At 68.4% G+C, this 25422-nt stretch carries 27 protein-coding genes and 1 pseudogene; 16 read left to right on the forward strand and 12 right to left on the reverse strand.

From position 1 onward, the window contains the following. Positions 1-7: 7 nt before the first annotated feature. Positions 8-1603, forward strand: a complete 1596-nt coding sequence (locus ACFMRZ_RS29125) for an FAD-binding protein (protein ID WP_400181514.1) — start codon at positions 8-10, stop codon at positions 1601-1603. Next, a complete protein-coding gene (locus tag ACFMRZ_RS29130) occupies positions 1600-1959 on the forward strand; it encodes a 4Fe-4S dicluster domain-containing protein (RefSeq protein WP_400181515.1) in 360 nt (119 codons plus the stop codon). The genes ACFMRZ_RS29125 and ACFMRZ_RS29130 overlap by 4 nt, the downstream gene beginning before the upstream one ends. Positions 1960-1992: 33 nt before the next feature. On the opposite strand, the gene ACFMRZ_RS29135 is transcribed toward ACFMRZ_RS29130, so the two are convergent. Further along, on the reverse strand, positions 1993-2877 hold the full coding sequence (locus tag ACFMRZ_RS29135; RefSeq protein ID WP_400181516.1) for an NAD(P)H-binding protein: 885 nt from the start codon (positions 2875-2877) through the stop codon (positions 1993-1995). 72 nt (positions 2878-2949) lie between these two features. Here ACFMRZ_RS29135 and ACFMRZ_RS29140 point away from each other — a divergent pair, with 72 nt between their 5' ends. Further along, the gene (locus tag ACFMRZ_RS29140) at positions 2950-3531 is read left to right on the forward strand and encodes a TetR/AcrR family transcriptional regulator (protein WP_400181517.1); all 582 of its coding nucleotides are present in this window, start codon (positions 2950-2952) and stop codon (positions 3529-3531) included. A gap of 55 nt (positions 3532-3586) precedes the next feature. Next, positions 3587-4834, forward strand: coding sequence for a TIGR03618 family F420-dependent PPOX class oxidoreductase (locus ACFMRZ_RS29145; protein WP_400181518.1), 1248 nt, complete (start codon positions 3587-3589; stop codon positions 4832-4834). A gap of 18 nt (positions 4835-4852) precedes the next feature. On the opposite strand, the gene ACFMRZ_RS29150 is transcribed toward ACFMRZ_RS29145, so the two are convergent. The 4 genes from ACFMRZ_RS29150 to ACFMRZ_RS29165 are packed head-to-tail and all read right to left on the reverse strand — an operon-like array spanning position 4853 to position 8845. After that, positions 4853-6199, reverse strand: coding sequence for an LLM class flavin-dependent oxidoreductase (locus ACFMRZ_RS29150; RefSeq protein WP_280277076.1), 1347 nt, complete (start codon positions 6197-6199; stop codon positions 4853-4855). Then, positions 6196-6966 carry an ABC transporter ATP-binding protein gene (locus ACFMRZ_RS29155; RefSeq protein WP_400181519.1) on the reverse strand — a complete coding sequence of 257 codons (771 nt, stop codon included), beginning with the start codon at positions 6964-6966 and terminating at the stop codon, positions 6196-6198. The genes ACFMRZ_RS29150 and ACFMRZ_RS29155 overlap by 4 nt, the downstream gene beginning before the upstream one ends. Beyond that, positions 6942-7757 carry an ABC transporter permease gene (locus ACFMRZ_RS29160; RefSeq protein WP_280277074.1) on the reverse strand — a complete coding sequence of 272 codons (816 nt, stop codon included), beginning with the start codon at positions 7755-7757 and terminating at the stop codon, positions 6942-6944. Before ACFMRZ_RS29160 ends, ACFMRZ_RS29155 begins: the two co-directional genes overlap by 25 nt. Beyond that, positions 7757-8845, reverse strand: a complete 1089-nt coding sequence (locus ACFMRZ_RS29165) for an ABC transporter substrate-binding protein (RefSeq protein ID WP_400181520.1) — start codon at positions 8843-8845, stop codon at positions 7757-7759. The genes ACFMRZ_RS29160 and ACFMRZ_RS29165 overlap by 1 nt, the downstream gene beginning before the upstream one ends. A 174-nt stretch (positions 8846-9019) precedes the next feature. Between ACFMRZ_RS29165 and ACFMRZ_RS29170 the strand changes: the two genes are divergently transcribed. Both ACFMRZ_RS29170 and ACFMRZ_RS29175 read left to right on the forward strand, forming a co-directional pair. After that, positions 9020-10366, forward strand: a complete 1347-nt coding sequence (locus ACFMRZ_RS29170) for a cytochrome P450 (RefSeq protein WP_400181521.1) — start codon at positions 9020-9022, stop codon at positions 10364-10366. Further along, positions 10363-10980: a TetR/AcrR family transcriptional regulator gene (locus tag ACFMRZ_RS29175; RefSeq protein WP_400181522.1), complete on the forward strand. Its 618-nt coding sequence runs from the start codon at positions 10363-10365 to the stop codon at positions 10978-10980. Before ACFMRZ_RS29170 ends, ACFMRZ_RS29175 begins: the two co-directional genes overlap by 4 nt. Before the next feature lie 9 nt (positions 10981-10989). Here ACFMRZ_RS29175 and ACFMRZ_RS29180 read toward each other — a convergent pair whose 3' ends face one another. From ACFMRZ_RS29180 to ACFMRZ_RS29190, 3 genes are all read right to left on the reverse strand, one after another. Further along, positions 10990-11457 (reverse strand): hypothetical protein, encoded by a 468-nt coding sequence (locus tag ACFMRZ_RS29180; protein WP_400181523.1) that lies wholly within the window; start codon positions 11455-11457, stop codon positions 10990-10992. A 61-nt stretch (positions 11458-11518) separates the two neighbouring features. Further along, positions 11519-12244, reverse strand: a complete 726-nt coding sequence (locus ACFMRZ_RS29185; RefSeq protein WP_400181524.1) for a phosphodiesterase — start codon at positions 12242-12244, stop codon at positions 11519-11521. A gap of 121 nt (positions 12245-12365) precedes the next feature. After that, entirely contained in the window at positions 12366-13478 is a 1113-nt protein-coding gene (locus ACFMRZ_RS29190; RefSeq protein WP_400181525.1) for a helix-turn-helix domain-containing protein, read from the reverse strand. 182 nt (positions 13479-13660) lie between these two features. Here ACFMRZ_RS29190 and ACFMRZ_RS29195 point away from each other — a divergent pair, with 182 nt between their 5' ends. Continuing rightward, positions 13661-13927 (forward strand): hypothetical protein, encoded by a 267-nt coding sequence (locus ACFMRZ_RS29195; RefSeq protein ID WP_400181526.1) that lies wholly within the window; start codon positions 13661-13663, stop codon positions 13925-13927. Positions 13928-14173: 246 nt separating this feature from the next. Beyond that, positions 14174-14650: a hypothetical protein gene (locus ACFMRZ_RS29200; protein WP_400181527.1), complete on the forward strand. Its 477-nt coding sequence runs from the start codon at positions 14174-14176 to the stop codon at positions 14648-14650. Positions 14651-14708: 58 nt separating this feature from the next. Here the strand turns inward: ACFMRZ_RS29200 and ACFMRZ_RS29205 are convergent, their stop codons facing one another. After that, positions 14709-14963, reverse strand: a complete 255-nt coding sequence (locus ACFMRZ_RS29205; RefSeq protein ID WP_400181528.1) for a hypothetical protein — start codon at positions 14961-14963, stop codon at positions 14709-14711. A gap of 30 nt (positions 14964-14993) precedes the next feature. On the opposite strand from ACFMRZ_RS29205, the gene ACFMRZ_RS29210 reads away from it, so the two are divergent. After that, positions 14994-15692, forward strand: a complete 699-nt coding sequence (locus tag ACFMRZ_RS29210) for a hypothetical protein (protein ID WP_400181529.1) — start codon at positions 14994-14996, stop codon at positions 15690-15692. 94 nt (positions 15693-15786) lie between these two features. Here the strand turns inward: ACFMRZ_RS29210 and ACFMRZ_RS29215 are convergent, their stop codons facing one another. Then, a complete protein-coding gene (locus ACFMRZ_RS29215; protein WP_400181530.1) occupies positions 15787-16149 on the reverse strand; it encodes a hypothetical protein in 363 nt (120 codons plus the stop codon). A gap of 431 nt (positions 16150-16580) precedes the next feature. Here ACFMRZ_RS29215 and ACFMRZ_RS29220 point away from each other — a divergent pair, with 431 nt between their 5' ends. The 3 genes from ACFMRZ_RS29220 to ACFMRZ_RS29230 all read left to right on the forward strand — a co-directional run bounded on the left by ACFMRZ_RS29220 (position 16581) and on the right by ACFMRZ_RS29230 (position 18773). Then, entirely contained in the window at positions 16581-17054 is a 474-nt protein-coding gene (locus ACFMRZ_RS29220; protein ID WP_400181531.1) for a MarR family winged helix-turn-helix transcriptional regulator, read from the forward strand. Positions 17055-17172: 118 nt separating this feature from the next. Continuing rightward, positions 17173-18063: an NmrA/HSCARG family protein gene (locus ACFMRZ_RS29225; protein WP_400181532.1), complete on the forward strand. Its 891-nt coding sequence runs from the start codon at positions 17173-17175 to the stop codon at positions 18061-18063. Between the two features lie 68 nt (positions 18064-18131). Continuing rightward, positions 18132-18773: a dihydrofolate reductase family protein gene (locus tag ACFMRZ_RS29230; RefSeq protein ID WP_400181533.1), complete on the forward strand. Its 642-nt coding sequence runs from the start codon at positions 18132-18134 to the stop codon at positions 18771-18773. A 15-nt stretch (positions 18774-18788) separates the two neighbouring features. Here the strand turns inward: ACFMRZ_RS29230 and ACFMRZ_RS29235 are convergent, their stop codons facing one another. After that, a complete protein-coding gene (locus ACFMRZ_RS29235; RefSeq protein WP_400181534.1) occupies positions 18789-19154 on the reverse strand; it encodes a hypothetical protein in 366 nt (121 codons plus the stop codon). 67 nt (positions 19155-19221) lie between these two features. Then, positions 19222-19713: pseudogene (locus tag ACFMRZ_RS29240) on the reverse strand (protein kinase); the annotation flags it as partial. Between the two features lie 127 nt (positions 19714-19840). On the opposite strand from ACFMRZ_RS29240, the gene ACFMRZ_RS29245 reads away from it, so the two are divergent. Genes ACFMRZ_RS29245 through ACFMRZ_RS29260 form a run of 4 tightly spaced genes read left to right on the forward strand, consistent with a single transcriptional unit; the run spans position 19841 to position 25410 of the window. Next, positions 19841-20134, forward strand: a complete 294-nt coding sequence (locus ACFMRZ_RS29245; protein ID WP_400181535.1) for an ArsR/SmtB family transcription factor — start codon at positions 19841-19843, stop codon at positions 20132-20134. Positions 20135-20171: 37 nt separating this feature from the next. Further along, entirely contained in the window at positions 20172-21203 is a 1032-nt protein-coding gene (locus tag ACFMRZ_RS29250; RefSeq protein WP_400181536.1) for an LLM class flavin-dependent oxidoreductase, read from the forward strand. A gap of 60 nt (positions 21204-21263) precedes the next feature. Next, positions 21264-22988, forward strand: coding sequence for a DUF3556 domain-containing protein (locus ACFMRZ_RS29255; protein WP_400181537.1), 1725 nt, complete (start codon positions 21264-21266; stop codon positions 22986-22988). Between the two features lie 40 nt (positions 22989-23028). Beyond that, complete coding sequence (locus tag ACFMRZ_RS29260; protein WP_400181538.1) at positions 23029-25410, forward strand: acetyl-CoA acetyltransferase; 2382 nt, start codon at positions 23029-23031, stop codon at positions 25408-25410. The last annotated feature ends 12 nt before the right edge of the window (positions 25411-25422 follow it).

The following is a 25422-nucleotide window of genomic DNA, read 5'->3' on the forward strand; positions in this document are numbered from 1 at the left end:
CAGAGACGTGACCGAAACGTGGCAGATCGACACCGATGTGCTGGTGATCGGCGGCGGCCCGGCCGCCTGCTGGGCGGCGATCCACGCCCGGGCGGCGGGCGCCGAGGTGATCCTCGTCGACAAGGGATACTGCGGGACCAGCGGCGCGACCGCACCGGCCGGTACCGGCGTCTGGTACGTCGCGCCCGACCCGGCGGCCCGCGCACAGGCCAAGGCCGGTCGCGAGGCGCTGGGCGGATATCTCGCCGACCACTACTGGATGGACCGGGTCCTCGACCAGACCTACGCCAACATGAATCGCCTTGCGACCGAGGGCAGATACCCCTTCCCGGTCGACCCCGGCACCGGGCGGCAGATCCGCACCGGCGTGCAGGGGCCGGAGTACATGCGCCGGATGCGCGCGTGGGTGCGGCGCGCCGGAGTGCGGATCCTCGACCACTCGCCCGCACTGGAATTGCTGGTCGACGCCGACGGCGTGGTGCGCGGCGCGGCCGGGTATCGACGGCAGGCCGACGGGGACTACCGCATCGCCGCCGGAGCCGTGGTGCTCGCCAGCGGGGGCTGCGCGTTCCTGTCGAGGGCGCTGGGCACCAACGTCGATACCGGCGACGGCGCCCTGATGGCCGCCGAGGTCGGCGCGAGCTTCTCCGGCATGGAATTCTCCAACGCGTACGCGATCGTGCCGAAGGGCGCCACCGTCACCAAGACCGCCTATTACGGCTACGCCACCTTCTTCCACGAGGACGGCCGCGTGCTCGAGGGCGCGGGGTCGACCAAGGGCCGCTCGGTGATCGCGCGAACACTGTTGCACGAGAAGGTCTTCGCGCAGCTGGATCGCGCGGACGCCACGGTCCGGGCGCAGATGCGACTGGGGCAGCCGAACTTCTTCCTCCAGTTCGATCGGCGCGGCATCGACCCGTTCACCGATCGGTTCGAGGTCGACCTGCTCGCGGAGGGGACGGTGCGCGGCACCGGCGGGATCGACGTGATCGACGACGAGTGCGCCACCACGGTTCCCGGGCTGTACGCCGCGGGCGACGCCGCGACGCGCGAGCGCATCTGCGGCGGGTTCACCGGCGGCGGCAGCCACAACTCGGCGTGGGCGATGTCGTCGGGCACCTGGGCAGGCGGTGGCGCCGCTCGCTTCGCCCTGCGGTCGGGTCGTCCCGCGGTGACCGATCTGCGGGGCGCCGGGCGCACCGGATTGCGACCGGACGGCACGGCGGGGGTGCGGCCCGCCGATGTGCTGGCCGCCGCCCAGCGTGAACTGATCCCGTTCGAGAAGAACTATCTGCGCCACGGTGACCGGATCCGCCCGGCGCTGGCGAGTCTGGACACGTTGTGGCACACGGCTTCCGAGGCACTGTGTGGCGACAGCGGTGCGGAGCGGGTGCGCGCCCGGGAGGCCGCCGCCATCACCGCGGTGGGTCGACTCATGTACCGATCCGCCTTGGCGCGCACGGAGACTCGCGGTATGAGCAAGCGGGCCGACCATCCCGACCTGGATCCCGCCCAGCACCATCACATCCTGTCCGGCGGGCTCGACGAGGTGTGGACGGCCACCGCGCCCGCGCGGCACAGCGCCCTGGCGGTGGCGTCGTGATCGAACTGCTGCGTGCCGGCGACTGCATCGGCTGCGACAAGTGCGTCGACGTCTGCCCCACCAACGTCTTCGACCGCGCCCCGGACGGAATTCCGGTCATCGCAAGGCAATCCGACTGCCAGACGTGCTTCATGTGCGAGGCGTACTGCCCGACCGACGCCTTGTACGTGGCCCCGGAAGCGACCCCACTGACCGACCACGACGCGATCCCGCAGGAGCACATCGGCCGATACCGCGAAAAGCTGGGCTGGGGCCGGGGTCGCACGCCGGGCAGTCTGCTCGCGGTCGGCCCGCCGCTGCCGCACGGCGCACCTCCGCCACGGTTACCTCAGGTGGTTCGAGGCATGTCGGGATGACATGGCGTGCTCCGAGGCACGAGGCGCGGGGAGTCATTCGTAGAGCTGAGGTGGCCACTGCGGCAACAGGTCTCGTTCCCGCGTGAGGAACTCGGCGAACGTGGTAGCTGGTCGGCCGGTGAGATCGCGTACGGCCGAGGTGGTTTCGGCCAACGAGCCGCCAGCCACCTCGGCGTAGAGCGCGGCCACATCGGCGGCGAAGGCTGCGGGGATCCCCTGCGCGACCAGCTTGTCGGCGAATTCGCCTGGTGGCAGGTCGATATACGAGATCGGGCGGCCGATCGCCGCGGACAGTTGCTCGGCGATCTCGGCGTGGGTCAGCGCCTCCGGCCCGGTCAGCACATATCGTTCGCCGCTACCGCGCTCGGTGGCGAGCAGGACCGCGGCGCAGGCCGCGATGTCGGCGCAGTCGATGTAGGACACCCGCGCCTGCCCATAGGCCCCGAGCAGGTTGCCGTCGGCGCTGAACGAGCCCGCGCCGGTGCGGAAGTTCTGCATGAACCCGCTCGGCCGCAGGATCGACCAGTCCAGCCCGGACGCCTCCAGGTGCGCCTCGATCTCGGCGTGCGCGCCTTCGGCGAGCAAACCGCCGGGCCGCGCGCCCCAGACCGACACCTTGACCACCCGCCGCACTCCGGCCCGCGCGGCCGCGTCGATCACCGCGGTCTGGTGCGCGATCATCGGCTGCGGTCCGGGCGTGGGTCCCGCGCCCGGGGAACAGAGGAACACTTGATCGACACCGGACACGGCGGCCGCCATCGAGTCCGGATCATCGAAATCGCCGACCACCAGATCACAGCCCAGCGCTCGCCCCCGCACGGGGTCGCGCACGAGCGCCCGAAACGGCAGATCGCGCCGCCGCAAGTCACCCACCAGATGGCGGCCGATCGAACCGGTCGCACCCGTCACCAGGATCATCGCCCACTCCTTCTAAAATCGAGGCACCCTCGAAATATATCTCGAGGGTGCCTCGACTTAGAAGGGTTTGTGATGGGCGAGAGCGAAACTCCGGGCCGCCGTCGTCCCCGCGCCGACGCCCGGCGCAATCGGGAAGCGCTGCTGGCGGCGGCCGACGAGGTGTTCGCCACCGGCGGCGCGGACGCCCCGCTGGAGCACGTGGCCCGGCGGGCCGGTGTCGGCGTCGGTACCTTGTACGGGCACTTCCCGACTCGTCGCGCGCTGATCGCCGCGCTGCTGGCCGACCGCAACGAGGCTCTGTTCGAGCGCGGCGACCGGTTGCTCGACGCGCCCCCCACGCTCGACATCGTCGCCCAATGGGTGCGCGCGGTCGTCGAGCACGCCGCCACCTATCGAGGGCTCGCGGCCGTACTCGTGCGGAGTCTGGACGACGACGACAGCGAACTGCACGCCTCCTGCCTGCGCATGAACGAGATCGGCGAACAAATCGTCGCCGGAGCCACCCGCGCCGGCGCACTCGCCCCGGATACCACCGCCACCGACATCTTCACCCTCGTCAACGCGGCGGCATGGACTCGCGAACACGCCACTTCCGCGCAGGCGGACCGGCTGCTCACCTACGCCCTCAACGGCCTGCGCGCGTCCGGTGACTGAGCTGAATTTTAACCAGCATTGCAATTTGATTGAACTGGCTGGTTAAATCGAGCCCATGAAGAACCTTGTTGTGGCGGGTGGCACCGACGGAATGGGCCGCGCCGTGGCGCTGCGGCGACTGGCCGAGGGTGACGCGGTGGTGGTCGTCGGGCGGGACCCGGCGAAGGGACAGGCGTTCCTCGCGGACGCCGCGGGGCTCGGGGCCGAAGGACGCGCGCATTTCGTCGCGGCCGACCTGAGTTCGATCGTCGCCACGCGCGCCGCCATCGCGGAGATCCGCGAACGGTTCGACACGCTCGACGCATTACTGTTGTGCGCCAGGCATTTCCGGTCCGAGCGGCTGGTTACCGAGGAGGGGTTCGAGTACAACTTCGCGCTGTTCTATCTGAGCCGATTCGTGTTCAGCCACAACCTGATCGACCTGCTGGACCGTGCCGAGCATCCGGTCATCGTGAACGTGGCGGGGCCGGGGAGTGGGACGGGGGCGATCCGCTGGGACGACCTCGAGGGCGAGCGGGGGTACGACGGCGGACACGCGCTCGCACAGGGCGGCCAGCTCAACGACCTGCTCGGGGTGCGGTTCGCGAGCGCCCGGGTATCGGCCAGGACGCGGTACGTGCTGTTGCATCCCGGGGTGGTGAACACCGCGCTGTCCGGCGACTACGACGCGCCGACCGCCGAGCACATCGAGCGCATGCGTCGCGGTGCCCGGTCGATCGACGAGGCGATCGTTCCGATCCTGGACGTACTCGACCATCCGCCCGCCGAACCGCTCACCGCGATCGTGGAGGGACGGCCCCTGGATGTGCACGGGCCCGCCTTCGACCCCGAGGCCGCCGACCGATTGCACACGGAGACAGTGCGATTACTCGGACGGCTCCAGTCGGCGGCATGGGGCGTCGATCCGAACCGGTTGCGGCAGGTGCTCGACACCCCGGTGTTCGCCACCGTCGCGACGGTCCAGCCGGACGGCGGCCCGCACCAGTCGGTGGTGTGGGTGCTCCGCGACGGTGACGATGTGCTGTTCGCCGTCGCGGCCGGGAGTCGCAAGGAACGCAACCTCCGGCGCGACCCGCGCGTGAGCGTGCTGCTCAATCCCCCCGAGGCGCCCTACACCTACGCGGCCCTCCACGGCCGCGCGACCTTGGTGGCCGAGGGCGGCCACGAACTACGCGACCGCCTCTCGCTGAAATACACCGGCCAGACCTACACCGAGCACAACCCCGACGTCGCCGAGCGGTACGGCGACGTCGAGATGGTGACTGTCCGCGTCACACCCGAACGCGTGGTCGGCCGACTCTGAGCAATCGTCCGGGGCAGTTCACACCGCCGGTTCGGGCTCTCGGGCGAAACGGCTCTGCGGGCGGGGGAGGCCGAAGTGGTCCCGCAGGGTCGTGCCGGTGTACTCGGTGCGGAACAGCTTGCGCTGCTGCAGGATCGGGACCACGGTCTCGGCGAAGACCTCGAGCCCGCCGGGGTAGTAGGGCGGCATGACATTGAATCCGTCGGCCGCACCGGAGCGGAACCACTCCTCGATGGTGTCGGCGACCTGTTCGGGAGTGCCTGTGAACACCCGGTGCCCGCGGGCGCCCGCCAGGCGGTGCAGCAAACCCCGCAGCGTAGGCCGGTCCCGCTGCACGATCCCGGCCACCACCTGGCGGCGGCTGGCGGCATTGTCGGTGACATCGCCCGCGCCGGCGAACAATTCGACCGGCACCGGCTCGTCCAGCTTCAGGTGCCGCAGATTCTCTCCGGCGAGGTCCTCGAGCTGCCCGAGCCCGTATGCGGGCACGGTGAGTTCGTTGAATTCGCGTTCCAGGCGCTTGGCTGCGGACTCGGTATCCCCGATGAACGGGCTGATGCCGGGCAGGATCTGCACGTGGTCGGGATTGCGCCCGAAGCCGTGGGCGCGGCGTTTGATATCGGAGTAGAACGCCTGGGCGTCGGCGAGGCGCTGATGCGCGGTGAAGATCGCCTCGGCGTATCGGGCCGCGAAGGCCCGGCCGTCGTTGGAGGCGCCCGCCTGCACGAGCACGGGGTAACCCTGTGGGGTGCGGGCGGATTGGAACGGGCCGCGCACGCGCAGGTGGTCGCCCGCGAAGTCGATGCGGTGGATCTTGTCCGGGTCGGCGTACCGCCCGGCGGCCCGGTCGAGCAGGATCGCGTCGTCCTCCCAGCTGTCCCACAGCGCGACCACGGCATCCACGAATTCCCGGGCGCGGGCATAGCGTGCGGCGTGGTCGGGGTGGCGGTCCAGGCCGAAATTCGCCGCGGCGAGGTCGGTTCCGGTCGTCACGATGTTCCACCCGGCACGGCCGCCGGAGATGTGGTCGAGCGAGGAGAACAGCCGGGCCAGGTTATAGGGCTCGTAGTAGGTGGTGGAAGCGGTGGCGATCAGGCCTAGATGCGTTGTGGCGGAGGCGATCGCGGTGAGCAGGGTGATCGGCTCCAACCCCGGCGCGGCGTTGTATTCCACATTGGTGCGCAACGCCGGGCCGTCGGCGAAGAAGACGGCGTCGAGTTTCGCGGCCTCCGCGGTCCGGCCGATCTCCTGGTAGTAGGTGACGTCGTAGATGCGGTCCGGCCCGCTGTCCGGGTGCCGCCAGGCCGCCTCGTGATGGCCGGCGGGGTAGATGAACGCGTTGAGGTGTAGCTGTCGTTCGGTCATGCCGGTATGCCCGCCTTCGTGATGTCGATGTGGTTGTCCGTTCCCGCCGAGCGGGTGACGCCGAGGTCGTGCAGCAGGGACTCCCGGTGGCGGGCGAACCCGGCGTCGCTGTGGCGGCGCGGCCGCGGCAGATCGATGCGCCGGTCGACCGCGATGCGGCCGTCGTCGAGCACCAGTACCCGGTCCGCCAGCAACACCGCCTCGTCGACGTCGTGGGTGACCAGCAGCACGCCGGGCGTGTGCCGGGCGCACAGGTCCTGTAGCAGGCCGTGCATGCGGATGCGGGTCAGCGCGTCCAGGGCGCCGAAGGGCTCGTCGGCCAGCAGCAGCGCCGGTTCCCGCACCAGCGAGCGGGCCAATGCCACGCGCTGCTGTTCGCCGCCGGAAAGCTCCTTGGGCCAAGCCTTTTCGCGCCCGGCCAGGCCCACCTCCGCCAGCGCGGCGCGGCCCCGGTCCCGGGCTCCGTTTCCGCGCAGACCGAGAATGACGTTGTCCAGCACGCGAATCCACGGCAGCAGCCGCGAATCCTGGAAGACGACAGCCCGATTCACCGGTACCGCCAGCTCGCCCGAGCCCTCGACGCCGTAGTCGAGTTCGGCGAGGGCGCGCAGCAATGTGCTCTTACCGGAACCGCTGCGCCCCAGCAGCGCGACGAACTCGCCGCGGGCGATCTCGATATCTATGCCGCGCAGCACGATCCGGTCGCCGAAGCGGCGGCTCAGGTCGCGGGTGTGCACGACCGTCAGTCCGCCAGTGTCTGCCGCCATGTCAGGGCCCTCCGTTCCACCAGTCGCACCGCCACGTCGCCGAACAGGCCGAGCAGTCCGTAGATCACCAGGCCGACGACGATGACGTCGATCTGCCCGTAGGTGCGCGCCTGGGTCATCAGGTAGCCGATGCCGCTGGTGGCATTGACCTGCTCCACCACCACGAGCGCGATCCACGAGATCGTCACCGCCAGCCGCAATCCGGTGAAGAAGCCGGGCAGCGAACCGGGTAGCGCCACGCGCCGGATGAACTCCCAGCGGGACAGCCCCACGGTCTGCGCCAGCTCGACGTAGCGGGCGTCGACGCCGCGCAGGTGCGCGTGCGTGTTGATGTAGATCGGGATCAGCACGCTGAGGACGATGCAGAGGATCTTCATCTGTTCGCCGATGCCGAACCAGACGATGAACAGCGGGATCAGCGCGAGCGTGGGGATGGCGCGCTTGATCTGGATCGGCCCGTCCACCAGTGCCTCCCCGATCCGGCTCAGGCCCGCGAACAGGGCCAGGATCAGCCCGGCCACCACCCCGATGGCCAAGCCGAGCACGGCGCGCCGCAGCGAGGTGAGCAGGTTCGACTGCAAACGGCCGTCCGACAGCAGGTCTGCGGCGGTCTCGGCGACCGTCCACGGCGCGGGCAGCGTATTCGGATCGATCCGGCCGAGGGCCGAGCCGATCACCCAGACGGCCACGAGCAGTAGCGGGCCGAGCGCGATGCCGTACGGAATCGGTTTGCCCGGACCGAGTTTCGGGCGCTTCGCCCGGTGCGGGCGGGTCGTGGCGAGGACGGCCATCAGTTGGTTCCCGTTCCGAACGACGCGCCGATCTCGGTGACCGTCTGCGTGACAACCTGGTCGAAGCGCAGGTCGAAACCGTCCGCGGCGCGAATCTTCGCGGGCAGCTCACCGGCGTCGTCGATGACGTCGATGGTGGCCTGCTGGCGGTCCACCAGTTGCTGATCGAGGTGCGGGAAGGTGTACACGCCCAGTGAGTCGATGATGCGTTTCGCGTCGTCGGCGCTGACCTTCTGGCTGTCGATGTAGTACTTGCGCGCCCACTCGTCCTGATGGAGGTTCGACCACTGCTGCGCCCGGATGAACGCGGCGACCAGGGCGCGGGTCGCCGCCGCCTTGGCCGGGTCCTGTACGACGGCCCGGCGCGCGTACAGGTACCCCAGTCCGCCGTAGATCCCGGTGACTTCGGAGTCGGGGAGCACCGACGCGCCCGGAGTACGCAGCAGCCGAGTCACATTCGGTTCGATGAGGGGCGCGACGTCCACCTGCCCGGTGCGCACCGCGTCGAGGAAATCGCTCAGTTGCAGGCGGATCAGTTGCACGTCGGAGGTTTTCAGCCCGGCCTTGGCGACCGCCCGCAGCACCCCCGCCTGCTGCGCGGTGCCCTCGGCGTACGCGATCTTCTTACCCTTCAGATCCGCCAGCCGCGTGATCGAACGGCCCGGCGCGACAGCGAGTTTCATCGCCAGCGGATTGCTCTGATAGGCCGCGACGATCGGCACGTCCTGCTTGGCGGCGAGGGCGTGAATGGGCGGCACGTCACCGACCTGTGCCACGTCGGCCGCACCGGCGCGGAACGCCTCGAGCACGGCCGGGCCGCCGACGAAATTGGCGAACTCCACGGTGAACGGCAGCTTGTCCAGCTCACCGGAGGCGCGCAGCCAGGTTTGCACGCGTTCCTGCTGGTCCGCGACGACGAGTTTGGTGCCCGGCGGTATCTCGGCGGGGAGCGGGCCGTCGGGCGCGCGGCTCACCGTGGTGTCGTTGTTCGCGCAGCCGGTCAGGGCCGCGCCCGCGACAACCGACGCGGCGAGCAGTAGCGCCGTTGTCCGGCCGAACCGAACCTTGACCGTGCGCAGGCGAAACATGGCGTCATTGAATCAGGGCGAAACGGGCACGAAAACCTTAGTGCGCGGCATGATTTCAACCCTCGCGCGCGATCACCGGGCCATTCTCGGCAGGTCTCGGGAGTGACCCTTGCCACAGTCGGTACGGCGGCGTACCGTACGGTGGTACATGGCCGTACCGAGTGGGAGGCGCGCATGACCACTGTGAAGCTGCCGGACGGGCCGAGGTCGCCCGTCCTCGTCCAGGGCATGGAGATCCTCGCGGGGAGAACCCGGGCGTGGCGGCGTCTGCACGACCGCTACGGCTCGGCGTTCACCGTCTACGTGCCCAGATTCGGCCGGATGGTGGTGCTGTCCGATCCGGCGGAGGTGAAGGCGCTGTTCACCGCCGGGCCCGACGTGGCGGACAACGGCGATGTGAACCTCGGCGATTTCCTGGGTCCGAATTCCCTGTTCGCCCTGACCGGTTCGGCGCACCGCCGCCACCGCAAGCTGCTCTCCCCGCCGTTCCACGGTCGGCGGCTGCCGGTGTACGAGGCGCTGATCGAGGAGGAGACCGTCCGGGAGATGGCGTCGTGGCCGACCGGGCAGGAATTCGCGACCATGGATTCGATGATGCGGATCACCCTGAACGTGATCCTGCGGGCGGTATTCGGCGCGGAGGGCGTGGAATTCGACCGGTTGCGCGAGCTGCTGCCCAAGCTGGTACTCGTCGCCTCGGCCCTGGCCGCGGTCCCGGTGCCGCGAAAGTTCTTGGGCCGCTTCGGTCCCTGGGCCAGGTTCGCGCGTTATCGCGGTGAGTACGACGCGCTCGTCGGCCGGCTCATCGATCGCGCACAGGCCGACGACGCCCTCGCCGAGCGGGACGACGTGCTGTCGATGCTGCTGCAGACCCGCTACGACGACGGGTCGGCGATGACGCGCGGCGAGATCGCCGACGAACTGCTGGCCCTGCTCACCGCCGGGCACGAGACCACCGCGGCGACTCTCGCGTGGACCGTCGAGCGGTTGCGGCGGCATCCGGAGGTGTTGCGGCGCTTGGTCTCCGAGGTCGACGCGGGTGGTTCCGCACTGCGCGAGGCGACGCTGCTGGAGGTGCAGCGGGTCCGTCCGGTCGTCGACATCACCGGGCGCATGGTGCACGCCGAGTCGTTGTCGCTGGGGCGCTGGACGCTGCCGAAGGGGCAGAGTGTGCTGGTCAATATCCGGCTGATGCACGACAACGAGAAGCTGTATCCCCACGCGCGCGCGTTCGACCCGGACCGGTTCCTGGGCGCGCGGCCCGGTACGTTCACGTGGATCCCGTTCGGCGGCGGGGCGCGTCGCTGCATCGGTGCGGCGTTCGCGACCATGGAGATGAACGTCGTGCTGCGCACGCTGCTAAGGGATTTCACGCTGGAGCCCACCGCCGCGCCGGACGAGCGCACGCACTTTCGCGGCGTCGCCTTGGTGCCCGCCGGTAAGGGCCGCGCCGTGGTGCACCGTCGCACCGCGCGACCCGCCGCGGACAGTGCCGCCCGTTCCGCGGAAATGCCCGGGTGAGCGGGCTACGCGACGACCCGGCCGAGCCGGAGTCGGGGTTCCGGCGTCGCCTGCTCGACGGCATGGCCGAAGCGGTGCGCCGGCAGGGCTATCGGGACCTCACCGTCGCCGACGTGGTGCGGCACGCCCGCACCTCGCGCCGGACGTTCTACGAGCACTTCAGCGGGAAGCAGGACTGTTTCATCGCGCTGCTGGCCGAGCGCAACGCCGACACCATCCGGCAGATCTACGCGGCGGTGGATCCCGCGGCGCCCTGGCGTACGCAGGTGCGTCAGGCGATCGAGGCCTGGATCGTGGCGTCGCAGCGCGACAGCTCGATCACGCTCGCCTGGATTCGCGACACCCCGGCGCTCGGGGACAGCGGACGGCAGTTGCATCGCGACACCGGCGAGGCCTTCGTGACCTTGATCCAGAACCTCACCGCGACACCGGAATTCCAGTCCGGCGAGCTGCATCCGCCCTCACGGCAGGTGGCGACCATCCTCTACGGCGGCTACCGCGAGCTGATCGCCTCGACGTTCGAGGACGGTGGTGATCTCGGTGAAATAGTCGATGTCGCAGTGGAAACGGCGATCGCGCTGATCGGTCCGCGGCGGGCATCGGGCGACGGGTAGGCCCGCCGCTCACCGCGGCCGGGGGCCGAGGAGTTCGCTGCTCGCCAGCAGTCTCGTGAGTTCGCGCCAGCGGCGCTGACGGTGCGCGAACATCAGGCGCACGAACAGGCGGGTACCGAAACCGGTTATGCCGTCGTCGATTTCGACCTCGTCGGTGTAGCGGCAGCTCGACTCGGTGAGTGGTGTGAAGGTGAGTCGATGGTTCCAGGTGCGGACCGGGCCGCCCCACTCGTTGGTGTAGATCTCCGTCGGCGCGAGATGGATCAGGCGCAGGTGATGGCGCCAGGTGGGGAGTACGCCGAACCACCAGAGCCGTGCGGAGGTCTCCATGCCGGGCTCGACACGATCCGGGACGAGCAGGCCGGGGACCGAAAGGATCGGGCGCACAACATAGGCGAACAGCTCCGGGGTCCGCGCCAACTTGCACGCCGTCTCGGCCGCGATCGGCAGCTCGGTGGTTAGGGTTACCTTACTCATGAGTGAATCATGGGTGATCCCGTGTCATAGGGCAAGGCCCACCGCATGTCCGGGGCGGCCGCTACGGCTCGGTAGCGCCTTGCAGGGCCGAGGTGCCCGCCGTGGCGATATCGTCCGGCTCGCCGCGGCCGTGGCGGCTGCCCGCGTAGGCGCGCTCGCGGATCTCGGCCACTTGGCGGGGGAGCAGTTCCACGCCCTCGGGCCGGTTGGTCACCGGGTCGTAGAAACCCGGTCCGGCGTGCTCGCCTATCTCGCACCTCGACAAGGTGATCTCGGCCAGCGTGCGAGCCGGCCCCCGCCACGGAACCGCTCGTAGCACGAAATCGAGCCGATGGTGTTCCAGGTGGGTGTTCAGATCGTCCACGGAGGCGGTGCCCGGCTGCCCCGGAAGCGGTTGGGCCACAATCCATTCTGCTTCGTGGCCCGGGAAACGGTAGGGCATGAGACTGCCGTAGCAGGCATGCGCCCAGCCGCGCGCGGGCACGACGACCAGGCGACCGAGCGGACCGCCACCGGTCGTAGCCAATGCCAGATCCCAGGGCCGTTCGCGATGGTCGAGCACGCGCACCGCCAACCCGAGCACATCGGGCAGCGGCCCCGGCAGACCAACCCCCTTGGACAGCCGCGCCAGCACCGGCCGCTCCGCCGCCCCGACCAGACGGGCGTAATCGGCATCCACCGCATGCAACGCCCCGGTCAACGGCATACCGACCGGATGAAACACCCGGCCCCGCCGAACCCACGCCGCAGCACCGAACGCACCACTCACCACCCGATCGAAAACCATGCCATCACCCCCATCGCCGCAATATCCACCCCCGTAATACCCGCCCGCCCACACCTCAACCAGCAGCCGTACCCGGTGTTCGAACCGATCCCACCCCGCACCGGGCGACCTTCGCGGCGGATCAACGACGATTCATGAGGCGCGTGACTTCCCGCACGCGTCGGTCGACACGATCGGACCCTGCATCGCCGTCTATCAGAGCTAGCGTGTGTTCAGCGGCGTCGAACTGTCCCCCTTTGGCGTACGCCTCCGCCAGCCAAGTCCGGTAGAGCGCTACCTCCCGCGCATGGTCGGATGGATATGCGTCGATTGCGCGGGACAACAACGGTTGTGCGTTCCGGCCGTCTCCGAGCTCCACGAAGCACCGGCCTGCCATCACGTCGATCTCGTCGCGGTTGAACCAGTAGACCCAATCAGGCTCGACAACGCCGTCCGACCGGTTTTCGTACGCGTCGTCCACGGCGTCCAGAGTTCGCCGCACGGTGTCTGTGTCTCGTGCCCGTGCACTCGACCACGCCACACGTTCCAGTAGGAGAGCGCGAGCTGTAGGTGTGGCATCCGTGGCACCTGCCACCGCCGATCGGGCGATGAGAACGGCGTCGGCCGCGCTACCGACGTTCGCCTCCTGATAGGCCAGCGTCGACAACAGTTGTCCGGCAAGCGCGCGGGCACCGGCCGCTGCCGCCGCCCGGTGCCCGTCCAGATAGATGCGTCGTGCTTCTTCGAAGCGACCCGCATCGGAGGCGACCCACCCGGCAAGTTGTGCCAGCTCTCCGACCACAGTCAGCAGCCTCCGGCCTACCTCGGTGCTGTAACTGCCGTTCCGAACTATTTCCTCCGCGTCTCGCAGTTCTTTGGACACGACAGGGTGTAAGTCACGGCCGCCGATCGAATCATCCAGTCGCCGAAGTTCGATCACGCGCCGCTCGAGCTCGGCTGCGAGGGTGTGGCCTACCCGTCGTCCGGATCTGGTGTGAACCTTCGAAGGTGTGTCGAGCACAAGCCATTCGTGAGCGATGCGCAAGGGATCGTCCGGGGGTGATTCCAATGTTCGGACGCTGACACCGAGAGCCCTCGAGTACGCGGCGACGTGTTCGGGTGTGATGTGTCGCTGTCCGGTCTCCAGCAAGCCGAGTAGCGCTCTGGAGTAGTGCGTACGCGCCGCAAGCGCGGACAAGCTGAGTCCTGCGGCTTCCCGCGCCGCGCGTAGGCGGCTACCAGCGATGTCGTCCACAGCCCAAGCGTAGGTCAGTTGTAGACGCTTGTAGATGCGAAAACGCTGTCGTTACAGCCGGATTGCGACGAGTCTCGAAGACGCGCCGTAGAGGGTTGTAGCCGACAAACCAACGCTGACAACGGGAGGGGGTACCGATCATGAGATTCCGGCCGACCGCGCTGGGATGGGTAGATACGGAGGTGTCCGATGCGCTGATGTGGGACCGCGCTCAGGTGCAGCGTTTGGCGCGGCATCTCGGATACCTGGTCATCTGGCCCGAGCCGTCGTTCATCCCACTTGCCGATCAGGTGCGTGCCGCTGACGTGGACGTGGTGATCACGCCGTCACCGCAGCACCTGAGCCCGCTCGAGGTGAATGGGATTCTGTACGTCGCGGAGATCGAAACTATCTCTCCACGAATGAGTTTCGCTCGCTGGACGCCGATCCGTGAAGGGGTATTCGCATGACGAACGACCCTGCGGCGTCCAGGCGGGAACTGTCCGCGCTCTGGTGGACACACGACGCACCGGTGGGTCCGCTGACACCTGATCGCGCCCACGCGATTATGCAGATGCATGTGGAGTGCCGCGTGGACGACTGCCCCCGCAAGCGTGCCGCGTTCCAGTCGTTGGTCGAAGCCGGACGGATCAAACCGGACTCAGGCCGCACCCGATAGGCTCCGCACACCGGTACAGCCGACGCGAGGGGAAACAATGAGCGACGAACAAATCGGTTTCGATATCCAATTCGATGACAAGACACAGGCGTTCTTGGAGTGGGCTACGCCCGAGCTCATGGAGTCGCAGATTCGAGCATTCCTGACCCAGACCGTTCCGGGCATCGCGGACTACTCGGATGAATGGTGGAAACGCCCCTTGTTGACTCGTCTTCTCGAAGCATCGAAACAGGTGTTCGGCGACTGGTCCGGTTTTATCGCGCCGGAGAACCGGGAGAGCGCCGACGGGTTCGTCAGGTTCATCGGCGAATGTTGCATCCGTCTCCACGCAGGTATGGCGTGGACGAACAGGCCAGGGTCCGACTGGCCGATATACAACGGTTTCGGCCCGTCGCTGCACTATCCCGAAACCGACAACGGAGCGTCATTGAAGCGCATTGTCGAATGGCTATTCGATGACGACGGCATCCGAATGATCGAATATGAGATTCGAACGGCGGGCAAGCCCGCCTGATTCAACCCAGCCTGGGGGGACTGTGTCGGACGAGTACGACGCCGCGCGACGGGATCTATCAAATTATGAACGCGGCCTTTATTTTGAGCTTGGTCGCGCACATATTCGCGGAGAGACGGCCGAAAAAGGCTGGGTCAGACAGTTTGAAATCCGAGTCGGTCCAGACCAGGAACGGCGACGACTCGACTCGGCGCGCACCGAGGGCCGGGGAACGAGAAGCGTCGAACGAAAGTCCGGACGAATAAATGAAGTTGAAACCAGAAAGCAGCTCCGTATAGAGCGTACAGCGCTCGAAACTGGTCAGCTTACGCACAGCGGTTGGGAAACTGTGGCAGGTGAGAGGATGCCCGCCACGGTACTTGCGGATCTACGCGCCATGCAGCGGGATTTCCCCGGTAGATTCCGCCATGAAGTAATTTCTCGCGCGGATGCACTCCGAGCGATCGAAATAGGCCGGTCGCTCGTCTCCAAGCAGCTCGAATTGGTACGAGCCTATGAGCTGGATCGTGCGGACCGCGCCCGGAAACGACTCGCGAATATCCGGGAGATCGTACGCCAGAGGGAAGCCAAGGCGAGAGACGAGAGGGAAAGGGCGGAGCGTGAGCGAGAAGCCCGCGAGGAGCGGGCACGAGTCCAAAGGGAAGTGGCCGAACGAGTGGCGCGGGAGTTCGCGGAAAAGTACAGAGCTTTGTTGTCTCGCGGCCGGGAGTCGAACGTAGACAGTCCGGCAAGGGCACGCGAAGAAGCCGACGCCGCCGAGAAATTGAAGCAGAGGGAACGGGACCGGGCCGACGAGAAGGCGCGGCAGGAGCAGCGTGAGGCGGCCGATCGGCTCGCGGAGCACGCGACGCGAGCACGCGATGCGGCGACTAACAGAGAACCTGGCGAGATGGTCCGTGAGGTAGCAGACATAATGCGGGTCGGTCAGCCGACACCCGGAATCGAATCGCCGCACCGAGAACCACCGCAAGCGGGCAGGACTCGCGGCGGCAGAGAAGGGCGGGAACGAGAGCGCGGTGGACGAGAACGTACCCGCGACTGAGCCGATGACTCTCCACCGGCCAACGTCCCACCCTGTCGACTCACCCGATTGGCCGCCGGCGAGCGGCGAATCCCATGCGCGGCCGCGCGTTGTGTCAACCGCGACCGGTCAAGCGCCGCCATACCGCCGCGGCCGCGTTGCGTTTCCGGCCTGAATCAGCCACCGCCTGCTGTGGAGGCGCCGCCTGCCGCACTCGCGCGTTCTGTAGCTGCGAATACGCTGTCCGGTCCGTGGGTTGCGTCGCTTGCCGGGGAGTGGGTTGCGCGGCGATGTCGGGTTGCTGTTGCGTCGCTGCGTTCGATGATCGGGGTAGTCGTTCGATTACCGGGAGTTGTTCGGTGGGCTCCTCGTCCGGCTCGTCTACCTCGGCGCGTAACTGGGCGAAGTATGCCTCCACCGACCCGTAGCGGGCGGTCACCTCCTCTACGAAATCCAATGCACCCGATTGCGACCCCATACCACCACTCCTCCAGCTGTTTACCGCCTCGCACAACGACTTTCGCGAAAGCTTCGGTGCCGGTGGGGAAGCCGCCTTCCTCGGGGGCCTCCCCACCGCACGCGGCGCCACCGACCCCGGGTGGGCAGTTCGCCGACTCCACCCCGGAGACACCCGTGCACAGCGGCGCATACGCACTCTAGAGCCACCGCAACCACTTTCAGCAAATCTCTGGCGAGTCGTTCGGCGTGTCTTTTGCTGGATCGAGAATACCGGACAACAACGACCAATTCCTTGCGAAAGGTACCGGTAGAGTTACGATTTCGGCGGCGTGGCGAACGGTAGCCGACGCCGCGGAGGCGATCAGAGCGCGCACAGCTATCCACGGGCGACCGCACCGTCCGGGCCGGGGAGGCGGGTGCTGACGACGGGTGGCGCCGCTGCGCAGTGTCATGGCGTCGGTATACTGGCCGTTCGGCACCAGACGAGGGGCGGCGGGAGTGGACTACGGCGACAAGCTCTTCTGGCTCTCGGTCCTGATCCAGCGGAGGTACGCGCAGATCTGCGCCGAGTACGACCTGACTTCCTTACAGGCCACGCTGCTGTGCGCGATCAAGGACGAGCCGCGGCAGATGGCGTACCTCGCCGCCGCGCTCGGCATGACCAAGAACGCGCTGAGCCAGCTCGTCGATCGCACCGAGCGGCGCGACCTGGTCAGCCGAGCGAGTTCGGAGCAGGACCGGCGGGTCATCATGCTCAGCGTGACGCCCGCGGGGAAGGTGCTCGCCGAGGCGGTGTTCGCCGAGACCACCAAGCGCCTGCCCGACGTCGCGGAGAACCTCGACGCCGACGACCAGCGCGACCTCGAACGCCTGGCCACGGCCATCGTGGACAGGTCGGATGTCTCGGCGTCCACCTCGTCCTGACATACCGCGCAGTCCTCCTGGGCACCCTCATGCTTGGCATCAGTTCATGCCATGAACTAGTATTGTTCATGGCATGAACTAGTTGGGTTCATGCCATGCCCTAGCGAGAGGTGACGACATGGTCACGCGGGAAAACGGTGCGATCGCGGTCTTCGGTGCGACGGGACAGCAGGGCGGGGCGGTCGTCGACGCGCTCCTGGCCCGAGGAGCGCGGGTGCGGGCCCTCGTCCGCACCCCCGAGTCCGATCGAGCGCAGGCGCTGGCCGCCCGCGGCGTCGAGCTGGCGACCGTCTGGATCGACGACCCGGCGTCAACGGTCGCCGCGCTGGAGGCGGTCGACGCGTTCTACTTCATGACCCCGGAGGCGAACAGCCTCGAGGAGATCGAGGAGGAGGTCCGAGTGGGCACCGCCCTCGTCGATGCGGCGGCCGCAGCGCGCGTGCCTCACGTCGTGTTCAACTCGGTCTTCGGAGCGGATCGCGAAACGGGTGTGCCGCACCACGACTCGAAGCACCGGATCGAGGAATACCTGAAGCTTTCCGGCCTGAGGGCCACGATGGTTCGCCCGACCGCCTTCATGGAGAACTTCGCGACCGTGATGGCGCCGAGCCTGGAGGACGGAACGATCGTGGTGAGGATGCCGCTGCCGAACGACATCCCCCTGAAGATGATCTCGATCAAGGACATCGGCCAGGTCGCCGCCGCGATCCTGCTCGACACCGCGGACGTGCCCGGCGGAGCCATCGACCTCATCGGCGACGAGCCGACGGGCCCCCAGATCGCCGCCGCGTTCGGCGCGCGAGCCGGGCTACCGTCACGCTACGAGACCCTGCCACTGAGCGTCCTCGGCAACGACCTCGACAAGGCGATGTTCCGTCAGTTCGCCGAGGCGTCCGAAAACCCGTCGGACCTGGCAGCAGTGAAGGCGATCGAGCCGACCACCCGGGACCTGCCCGAGTGGATCCGCTCCACCGGCTGGACCGCGCCCGCGGACCGGGTCCGTTCCTAGCACTCCAGCCGTAGGCCGTGATCTTGCCGGCGTGGCGGTCCCGGACGGCTGGAGTACCAGGCGCGGCGATGAATTCGACTGCGCGACGTCGTCATATCGAATACATCCGCGTGGACTGTGCGAGTCCGAACACGAAAGAGCCAACTATGTCTGTATCAGTGCTGGATATGTCGATGTCGCTCGACGGGTATATCGCAGATTCCGATGACTTCCTCGGCGGCGAGGACGGTGAGCGGTTGCACCGGTGGGCCGATGAGACCGATGTGTCCGGGCCGGTCGGGCGTTTTCAGGAGGAGTGGAACGCTGCGGGTGCGGTTCTGTCGGGCCGGCGGACTGCCGAACTGATGGATCACTGGGGTGGTGATCACAACGGTAGCCCGATCTTTGTGCCCAGCCACCGGCCGCCTTCGCCGGCGGCTCGCTGGGGCTATCCGCTGGTGACCTACGTGCGAGACGGGATCGAAAGCGCGATGGCACAGGCGAAAGCCGCTGCGGGGCAGCGGGATGTGCAGATACGTGGCGGCGCGTACACCGTGCGGGAGGCGTTGGCGGCCGGGGTGCTGGATGAAGTGCAGATCCATTTGATTCCGGTGTTGCTCGGTCGTGGGCATCGCTTGTTCGATGTGTTGCCGTCGGAGATCGAACTGGAAGTTGTCGAGGTGATCAATACGCCCGCGGCTACTCATATCCGCTATCGCGTCCGCCGCTGAGCCTTCGAAATACTCCTAGCCCACTCGGCTGAACGCGGCCGTCACGCGGTTTCGCAGCGGAGCGAGGGGGCGCGGGTCGATGTCGCGGAGGGCCTCGGTGAGCAGCCGGATCGGTTCGGCGCACGTGGGATAGCGGTCGGCGGGGTCCTTGGCGAGTGCGCGGTGCAGAACGGCGTCGACCTCGGGCGGAATCCAGTGCTTGCGCTCGGACAGGTCGGGCGGCGCGTCGTGGAGCTGGGCCTGCGCGGTGGTCATCAGGTCCCCGCGCGGGAACGGCGGTCTCCCGGTGAGCAGTTCGATCGCGGAACAGGCCAGGGCATACTGATCGGTCGCGGGCGAGACCGTGCCCGCCTTCAGCAGTTCGGGTGCGGCATACGGCACCGAGACGACGACGAAGCCGTCGGTGGCCAGCGGCGGCTCGGGCCGATCCAGCCAGCGGGGACTGGTCGAAGTCGGAAATCTTCACCGTCGCAGGACGATTCGTGCCGACGAGCACGTTCGCCGGTTTGACGTCGAGATGAACCACGCCGTTGGCGTGCGCGAAGTCCAGACCCGCCGCCACCCGGGTCAGCAGCGGTAGCACCCGGGCCAGGTGCGGATTCTGATGCGGCATCCGCACGAGTTCCAAACCCGTTGTGCCCGCGACGTATTCGTGTGCCGACCAGAGCCGCCCGGCGGTTTCGCCGTGGTTGTACATGCGCACGATATGGGGATGGCGCAAGGCCGACAGGATGTCGAACTCGTGCACGAACCGCGCCCGCGCCGACGCGGAACGGCTGGCCTCGGGCCCCAGAATCTTCAGTGACACCGGGCGCGACCGTTCGATGTCCTCGGCGAGGAACACCTCGCTGCTGCCGCCGCGGCCCAGCCGGGTTCGCAGCAGAAATCCCGCGAAACGCTCGCCTGGCTCCGGTACCACACCCTCACCATAGTCCGCCACCCCCCGGGTCGACAGGCCTCGACCTTCGCATCAGGTAAAGCTGTCGGGCAGTGAGCATCGTCATGGTGCTCGATGGCCGCCGGGGGCGTAATTTCGTTTATTAGCGAAATAGCGAACGGTGGTGACGATGCTCGACGAGTGCAAGGCCCTGTCGAACGAGACTCGGCTGCGCATCCTGGAGTGGCTCAAGGACCCGGACGCGAACTTCCCGGCGCGCGGCGCGGATACGGCGGGTCTCGGCGTGTGCGTCGGCCTCCTCCAGCAGAAGGCGGGGACCTCGGCGTCGACCATGTCGGCGCACCTGGCGATCCTGCAGCGCGCCGGATTCCTGTCCGCCACCCGGCGCGGGCAGTGGACCTACTACCGCCGCGACGAGGCCCGAATCCGGGCCTTCACCGAGCAACTCCACCACGCGCTCTGAACCGCGCGTGCCCCGACCACAGGAAAGGCAGCGTCCGATGGCCACCGCCCTGTCCCTTCTCGACCTGGCATCGATAGAACCCGGCCGCACCGCTCGCGACAGCTTCGCCAACAGCGTGGCGCTGGCACGCGCCGGTGAGCGCAGCGGGTACCGGCGGGTCTGGTACGCCGAGCACCACAACATGGGCTCGATCGCGTCCAGCGCCACCAGCGTGCTCATCGGCTACGTCGCGGCGCATACCGACACCATCCGGCTCGGCGCGGGCGGCATCATGCTGCCCAATCATTCGCCGCTGGTGATCGCGGAACAGTTCGGCACCTTGGAGACCCTGTTCCCCGGCCGGATAGATCTGGGCCTCGGCCGGGCGCCGGGCAGTGATCAGAAGACGATGCTGGCGCTGCGCCGCAATCCCTCCTCGGCGGATTCGTTCCCCCAGGACGTGCTGGAACTGCAGGGCTACCTGACGGGCGAGACGCGGGTGCCGGGCGTGCAGGCGGTGCCGCGCGCCGAAGGCGTTGTGCCGCTCTACATTCTGGGATCGTCGCTGTTCGGCGCCCAGCTCGCGGCGCATCTGGGCCTGCCCTACGCCTTCGCCTCCCACTTCGCCCCCGACGCGCTGCATCAGGCGGTCGAGGTCTACCGGGATACCTTCCGGCCGTCGCGGCAACTGGCCGAGCCCTACGTGATGGCCGGCGCCAACGTGTTCGCCGCCGAGGACCACGACGCGGCCGTCGAGCAGAAGACGATCGCCTACCGTGCCCGCGCCCGCATGATGATCCGGCGCGGCGCGGCCGGCCCCGATTTCAGCGACGCCGAGATCGATGCGTTCCTCGCCTCTCCCAACGGGCAGTCGCTCGCGTCGATGACCCGGTACACCGCCGTCGGCACGCCCGCCGAGGTGCACGAGTTCCTGGGCGAGTTCGCCGCGTCCATCCGGGCCGACGAACTCATCCTGGCCCACGGCGCCACCGGGATCGACGACCGCGTGCGGTCGGTCGAATTGACCGGGGCGGCCGACGGCGCGGCGGCGGTGCACGGTTCCGGTCAGCAACGCGAGGCATTTCTATAACAAGTTCTAGTTCGCTGTGATAGCGTGACCGCCCGTCCGCAGGATGGAACGGAGGGTCCGATGGGGTTTGTCGAGCCCGATCTGCCCGTGGTCGACATGGCGCAGTGGAGCCGGGGCAGTCGCAGCGAACGAATCAGGCCGATGGCCCGGCACTGGGCCGAGGTGGGCTTCGGCACTCCGGTCGTGCTGCACCTGTTCTATGTCGGCAAGATCTGCCTCTACATCCTCGGCGGGTGGTTGTTCGCGCTGACCACCAGCGGCATCGACGGATTCACCCGGGTGGGCTCGTGGTGGTCGGAGCCGATCGTCTTCGAGAAGGTCGTGCTGTACACGCTGCTGTTCGAGGTGATCGGGCTCGGCTGCGGCTTCGGACCGCTGAACAACCGGTTCTTCCCGCCCATGGGGTCGGTCCTGTATTGGTTGCGCCCCAAGACGATTCGGCTGCCGCCCTGGCCGGGCCGAATCCCGTTGACCGAGGGCGACACCCGGACGCCGGTGGACGTCGCCCTCTACGCGGCGCTGCTGGCGCTGCTGGTGTGGGCGCTGCTGGCCGACGGCACCGGGCCGGTACCGGAGCTGGACACCACCGTCGGCCTGCTGCCGGTCTGGCATATCGTGGCGATCCTCGGTGTGCTGGCCGTGCTCGGGCTGCGCGACAAGGTCATCTTCCTGGCGGCGCGCGGCGAGGTGTACGCCACGCTGGCGGTTACCTTCCTGTTCGCCGGGGCCGATGTGCTCGTCGGGTCCAAGGTCGTGTTCCTGGTCATCTGGATGGGTGCGGCGACCTCGAAGCTCAACCACCACTTCCCGTTCGTGGTGTCCACGATGATGTCCAACAGTCCGGTGATGCGGCCGCGGTGGATCAAGCGGAAGTTCTTCGAGAACTTCCCCGACGACCTGCGACCGGGGCGGTGGTCGCGAATCGTGGCGCACACCAGCACGGCGGTGGAGATGCTGGTGCCGCTGGTGCTGTTCTGCTCCGGCGGCGGCTGGCCCACGACGGTGGCCGCGGTGGTCATGCTGCTGTTCCACCTGGGAATCCTGACCGCCATCCCGATGGGTGTCCCGCTGGAGTGGAACGTCTTCATGATCTTCGGCATGGGATCGCTGTTCGTCGCGCACGCCGATATCGGGCTCGGCGATCTGGGCGATCCGGTGCCGGTGGCGGTGTTGTTCGCGGTGCTCGCGGGGACCGTCGCCGCCGGAAACCTGTTCCCGCGCAAGGTTTCCTTCCTGCCGGGCATGCGGTACTACGCCGGCAACTGGGACACCACCCTGTGGTGCGTGAAACCGTCGGCCGCGGCGAAGATCGGGACCGGCGTCGTCGCGATCGCCAGCATGCCGCAGGCTCAGCTGGAGCGGTACTACGGCAAGGACCGCGCGCAGATCCCGCTCTATCTCGGCTACGCGTTCCGCGCCATGAACACGCACGGCCGCGCGTTGTTCACCCTGGTGCACCGCGCCCTGCCGGAGGGCCGCGAGGACGAGTACACGATCACCGACGGCGAACGCATCTGCAGCACGGCCGTCGGCTGGAACTTCGGCGACGGCCACATGCACAACGAGCAGCTCATCGCGGCCCTGCAGCGCCGGTGCCGATTCGAGCCCGGCGAGGTGCGGGTCATCCTGCTCGACGCGCAGCCGATCCATCGGCAGGAGCAGGCGTACCGCTTGGTCGACGCGGCCACCGGAGAATTCGAGCGCGGCGTGGTGCGGGTGGCCGACATGGTGACCCGGCAGCCGTGGGCGGACGACCTGCCGGTGCACGTCGACGGCGCGAAGTGATCCTGTTAGGTTCGGACGAGTGTCCAGTGAGGTGTCTTCCATGGGGTCGGATGCGGGCTTGCCGCCGCACACACCGGTGATCGTCGGCGTCGGCCAGATCTCCGAGCGCATCGGTGAGCCGGGTTATCGCGGCTTGTCCGCCGCCGAGCTGGCGGCCGCGGCGGTGCGCGCCGCCGTGGCCGATTCCGGAGGCGAGACCGAAAGGATTGTCGCGGAACTGGATACGGTCGCCGCGATCCGCGCGTTCGACGATTCGAGCGCGTTCGCCCGCGCCGCTCTGGGCGCTCCGGACAATGTGCCGCGCGCCGTGGCAGGCCGGATCGGCGCCCGGCCGCGCCGGGCGATCCTCGCACCGACCGGCGGGCAGACGCCGCAGCAAGTGGTCACCGAGTTGTGCGGCGAGATAGCCGCGGGCAACTCGGAGGTCGCCGTGGTCTTCGGCGCCGAGGCGATCTCCACGGTCCGCGACCTCGCGACCCGGCCGCGCGCGGAGCGTCCCGATTTCGCCGAGCGAGTGGACGGTTCGCTGGAGGATCGCGGTTACGGCATCGAGGGGATGACGCCCTCGCAGGGTGTGCTGCATCGGATGGTGGAGCCGGCGGTGTCGTACACGGTGCTGGAGAATGCCCGCCGGGCGCGCTCGGGCCTCTTGCCGCGGGAGTACGCGCGGGCCATGGGCGAGCTGTTCAGCCGGTTCAGCGCGGTCGCCGCCGGTAACCCGCACGCGGCGGCGCCCAGCGCGCGCGACGCCGAGGAGCTGATCGCGGTGGACGACCGCAATCGCCGCATCACCGACGCCTACACCCGGCTGCTGGTCGCTCGCGAACAGGTGAATCAGGCCGCAGCGGTCCTGATCGTGTCGCTGGCGGCGGCGCGGCGGCTCGGTATTCCCCAGTCGCGCATGGTGTTCATGCCGGGGCACGCCGACCTGACCGAGCGGCCGCTGCTCGCACGGCCGGATCTGAGCCGCAGCCCCGCGGCCGTCGCCGCCGTCCGCTGCGCGCTGGAGCTGGCCGGGGTCGAACTCGACCAGCTGTCGGCGCTGGACTTGTACAGCTGCTTCCCGATCGCGGTGTTCAATCTCTGCGACGGTCTGGGCCTGGCGCCCGACGATCCGCGTGGTCTCACGGTCACCGGCGGCCTGCCGTACTTCGGTGGTCCCGGCAACAACTACACCACCCATGCCATCGCGGAAATCGTTGCGCGCGTGCGCGATCGGCCCGGCAGCTACGGGATGGTGGCCGCCAACGGGGGAGTGCTCAGCAAGCATTCGGTGGGCGTCTACACGACGACACCGAGTGCCTGGCGTCCCGCGCGTATCGCCGCGGCGCGGGCCGAACTGGACGCGGTGCCGGGTGTGCGATCGGTGTACCACGCCGACGGCCGGGCGACCGTGGAAAGCTGCGCCGTGCGGTTCGAACGCGAGGGTTCGGCCGTCGCCATCGTGGTGGGCAGGCTCGACGACGGCAGCCGGTTCATCGCCAATGTGCTCGAACAGGATACGGAGCTGGTCGACGCGCTGACCGGAGATAGCGAGCCCATCGGGGGACACGTTTTCGTCCGATCGACCCCCGACGGCAACCGGGTCGCGTCCACCCGGGAACTGCTCGACGCACACCTGGGGCCGCGGGTGCCGGTGCTGCGGGAGTCCTACACGCACGTCGTCGTCACGCGATCGGAGCATGTGCTCGAGGTGATGATCGACCGTCCCGAGGCGGGCAACGCGCTGAACGCCCAGGCGCAGCGCGAACTCGACGAGATCTTCACCGCGTTCCAGCACGACGACGAGCTGTGGGTCGCGGTTCTCAGCGGCGCGGGTGACGAAACCTTCTGCACCGGAACCGATCTGAGCGACCTCATGTCGCCGTTGCAACTGCTGGCGCAGCCGCGCAGCGGGTTCGGCGGACTGTCGGCGCGGGAGTCGGCGAAGCCGGTGATCGCGGCGGTCAACGGCCGCGCGGACAGCGGCGGGCTGGAACTCGTGCTCGCCTGTCACCTCGTCGTCGCCGACGAGTCGGCCTCGTTCGCGTTGCCCGACACCGGGATCGGGCAGGCGCCGGGACCCGGCGTGCTGGTGCGTCTGCCCCGGATCGTCGGCCGGGCGCTGGCGCACGACATGATCGTCACCGGCCGCCGCATCGACGCGGCCGAGGCCGTCGCCGCCGGACTGGTGGCGCGCACGGCCCCGACCGGCAAGGCCCGGACCGTGGCCCGCCAGCTCGCCGCCGATATCGCCGCCCGCTCACCGGTCGCCATCCGCGCCGCGCTGGCGTTCATGGCGCACGCCGACCGGACCGCCGACCCGCTCGCCGCCATCGGGGAGCCCGCCCCGCTGCTGGACAAGCTCATCGCCCACCGCGACCCGGTCGAAGGACTCGCCGCGCTACGCGAGGGCCGAATTCCGCACTGGCACAACCCCTGATCGGCGGGCTCC

Origin of the sequence: Nocardia sp. N2S4-5, from assembly GCF_044628355.1 — a bacterium.
Classification (GTDB): domain Bacteria; phylum Actinomycetota; class Actinomycetes; order Mycobacteriales; family Mycobacteriaceae; genus Nocardia; species Nocardia wallacei_B.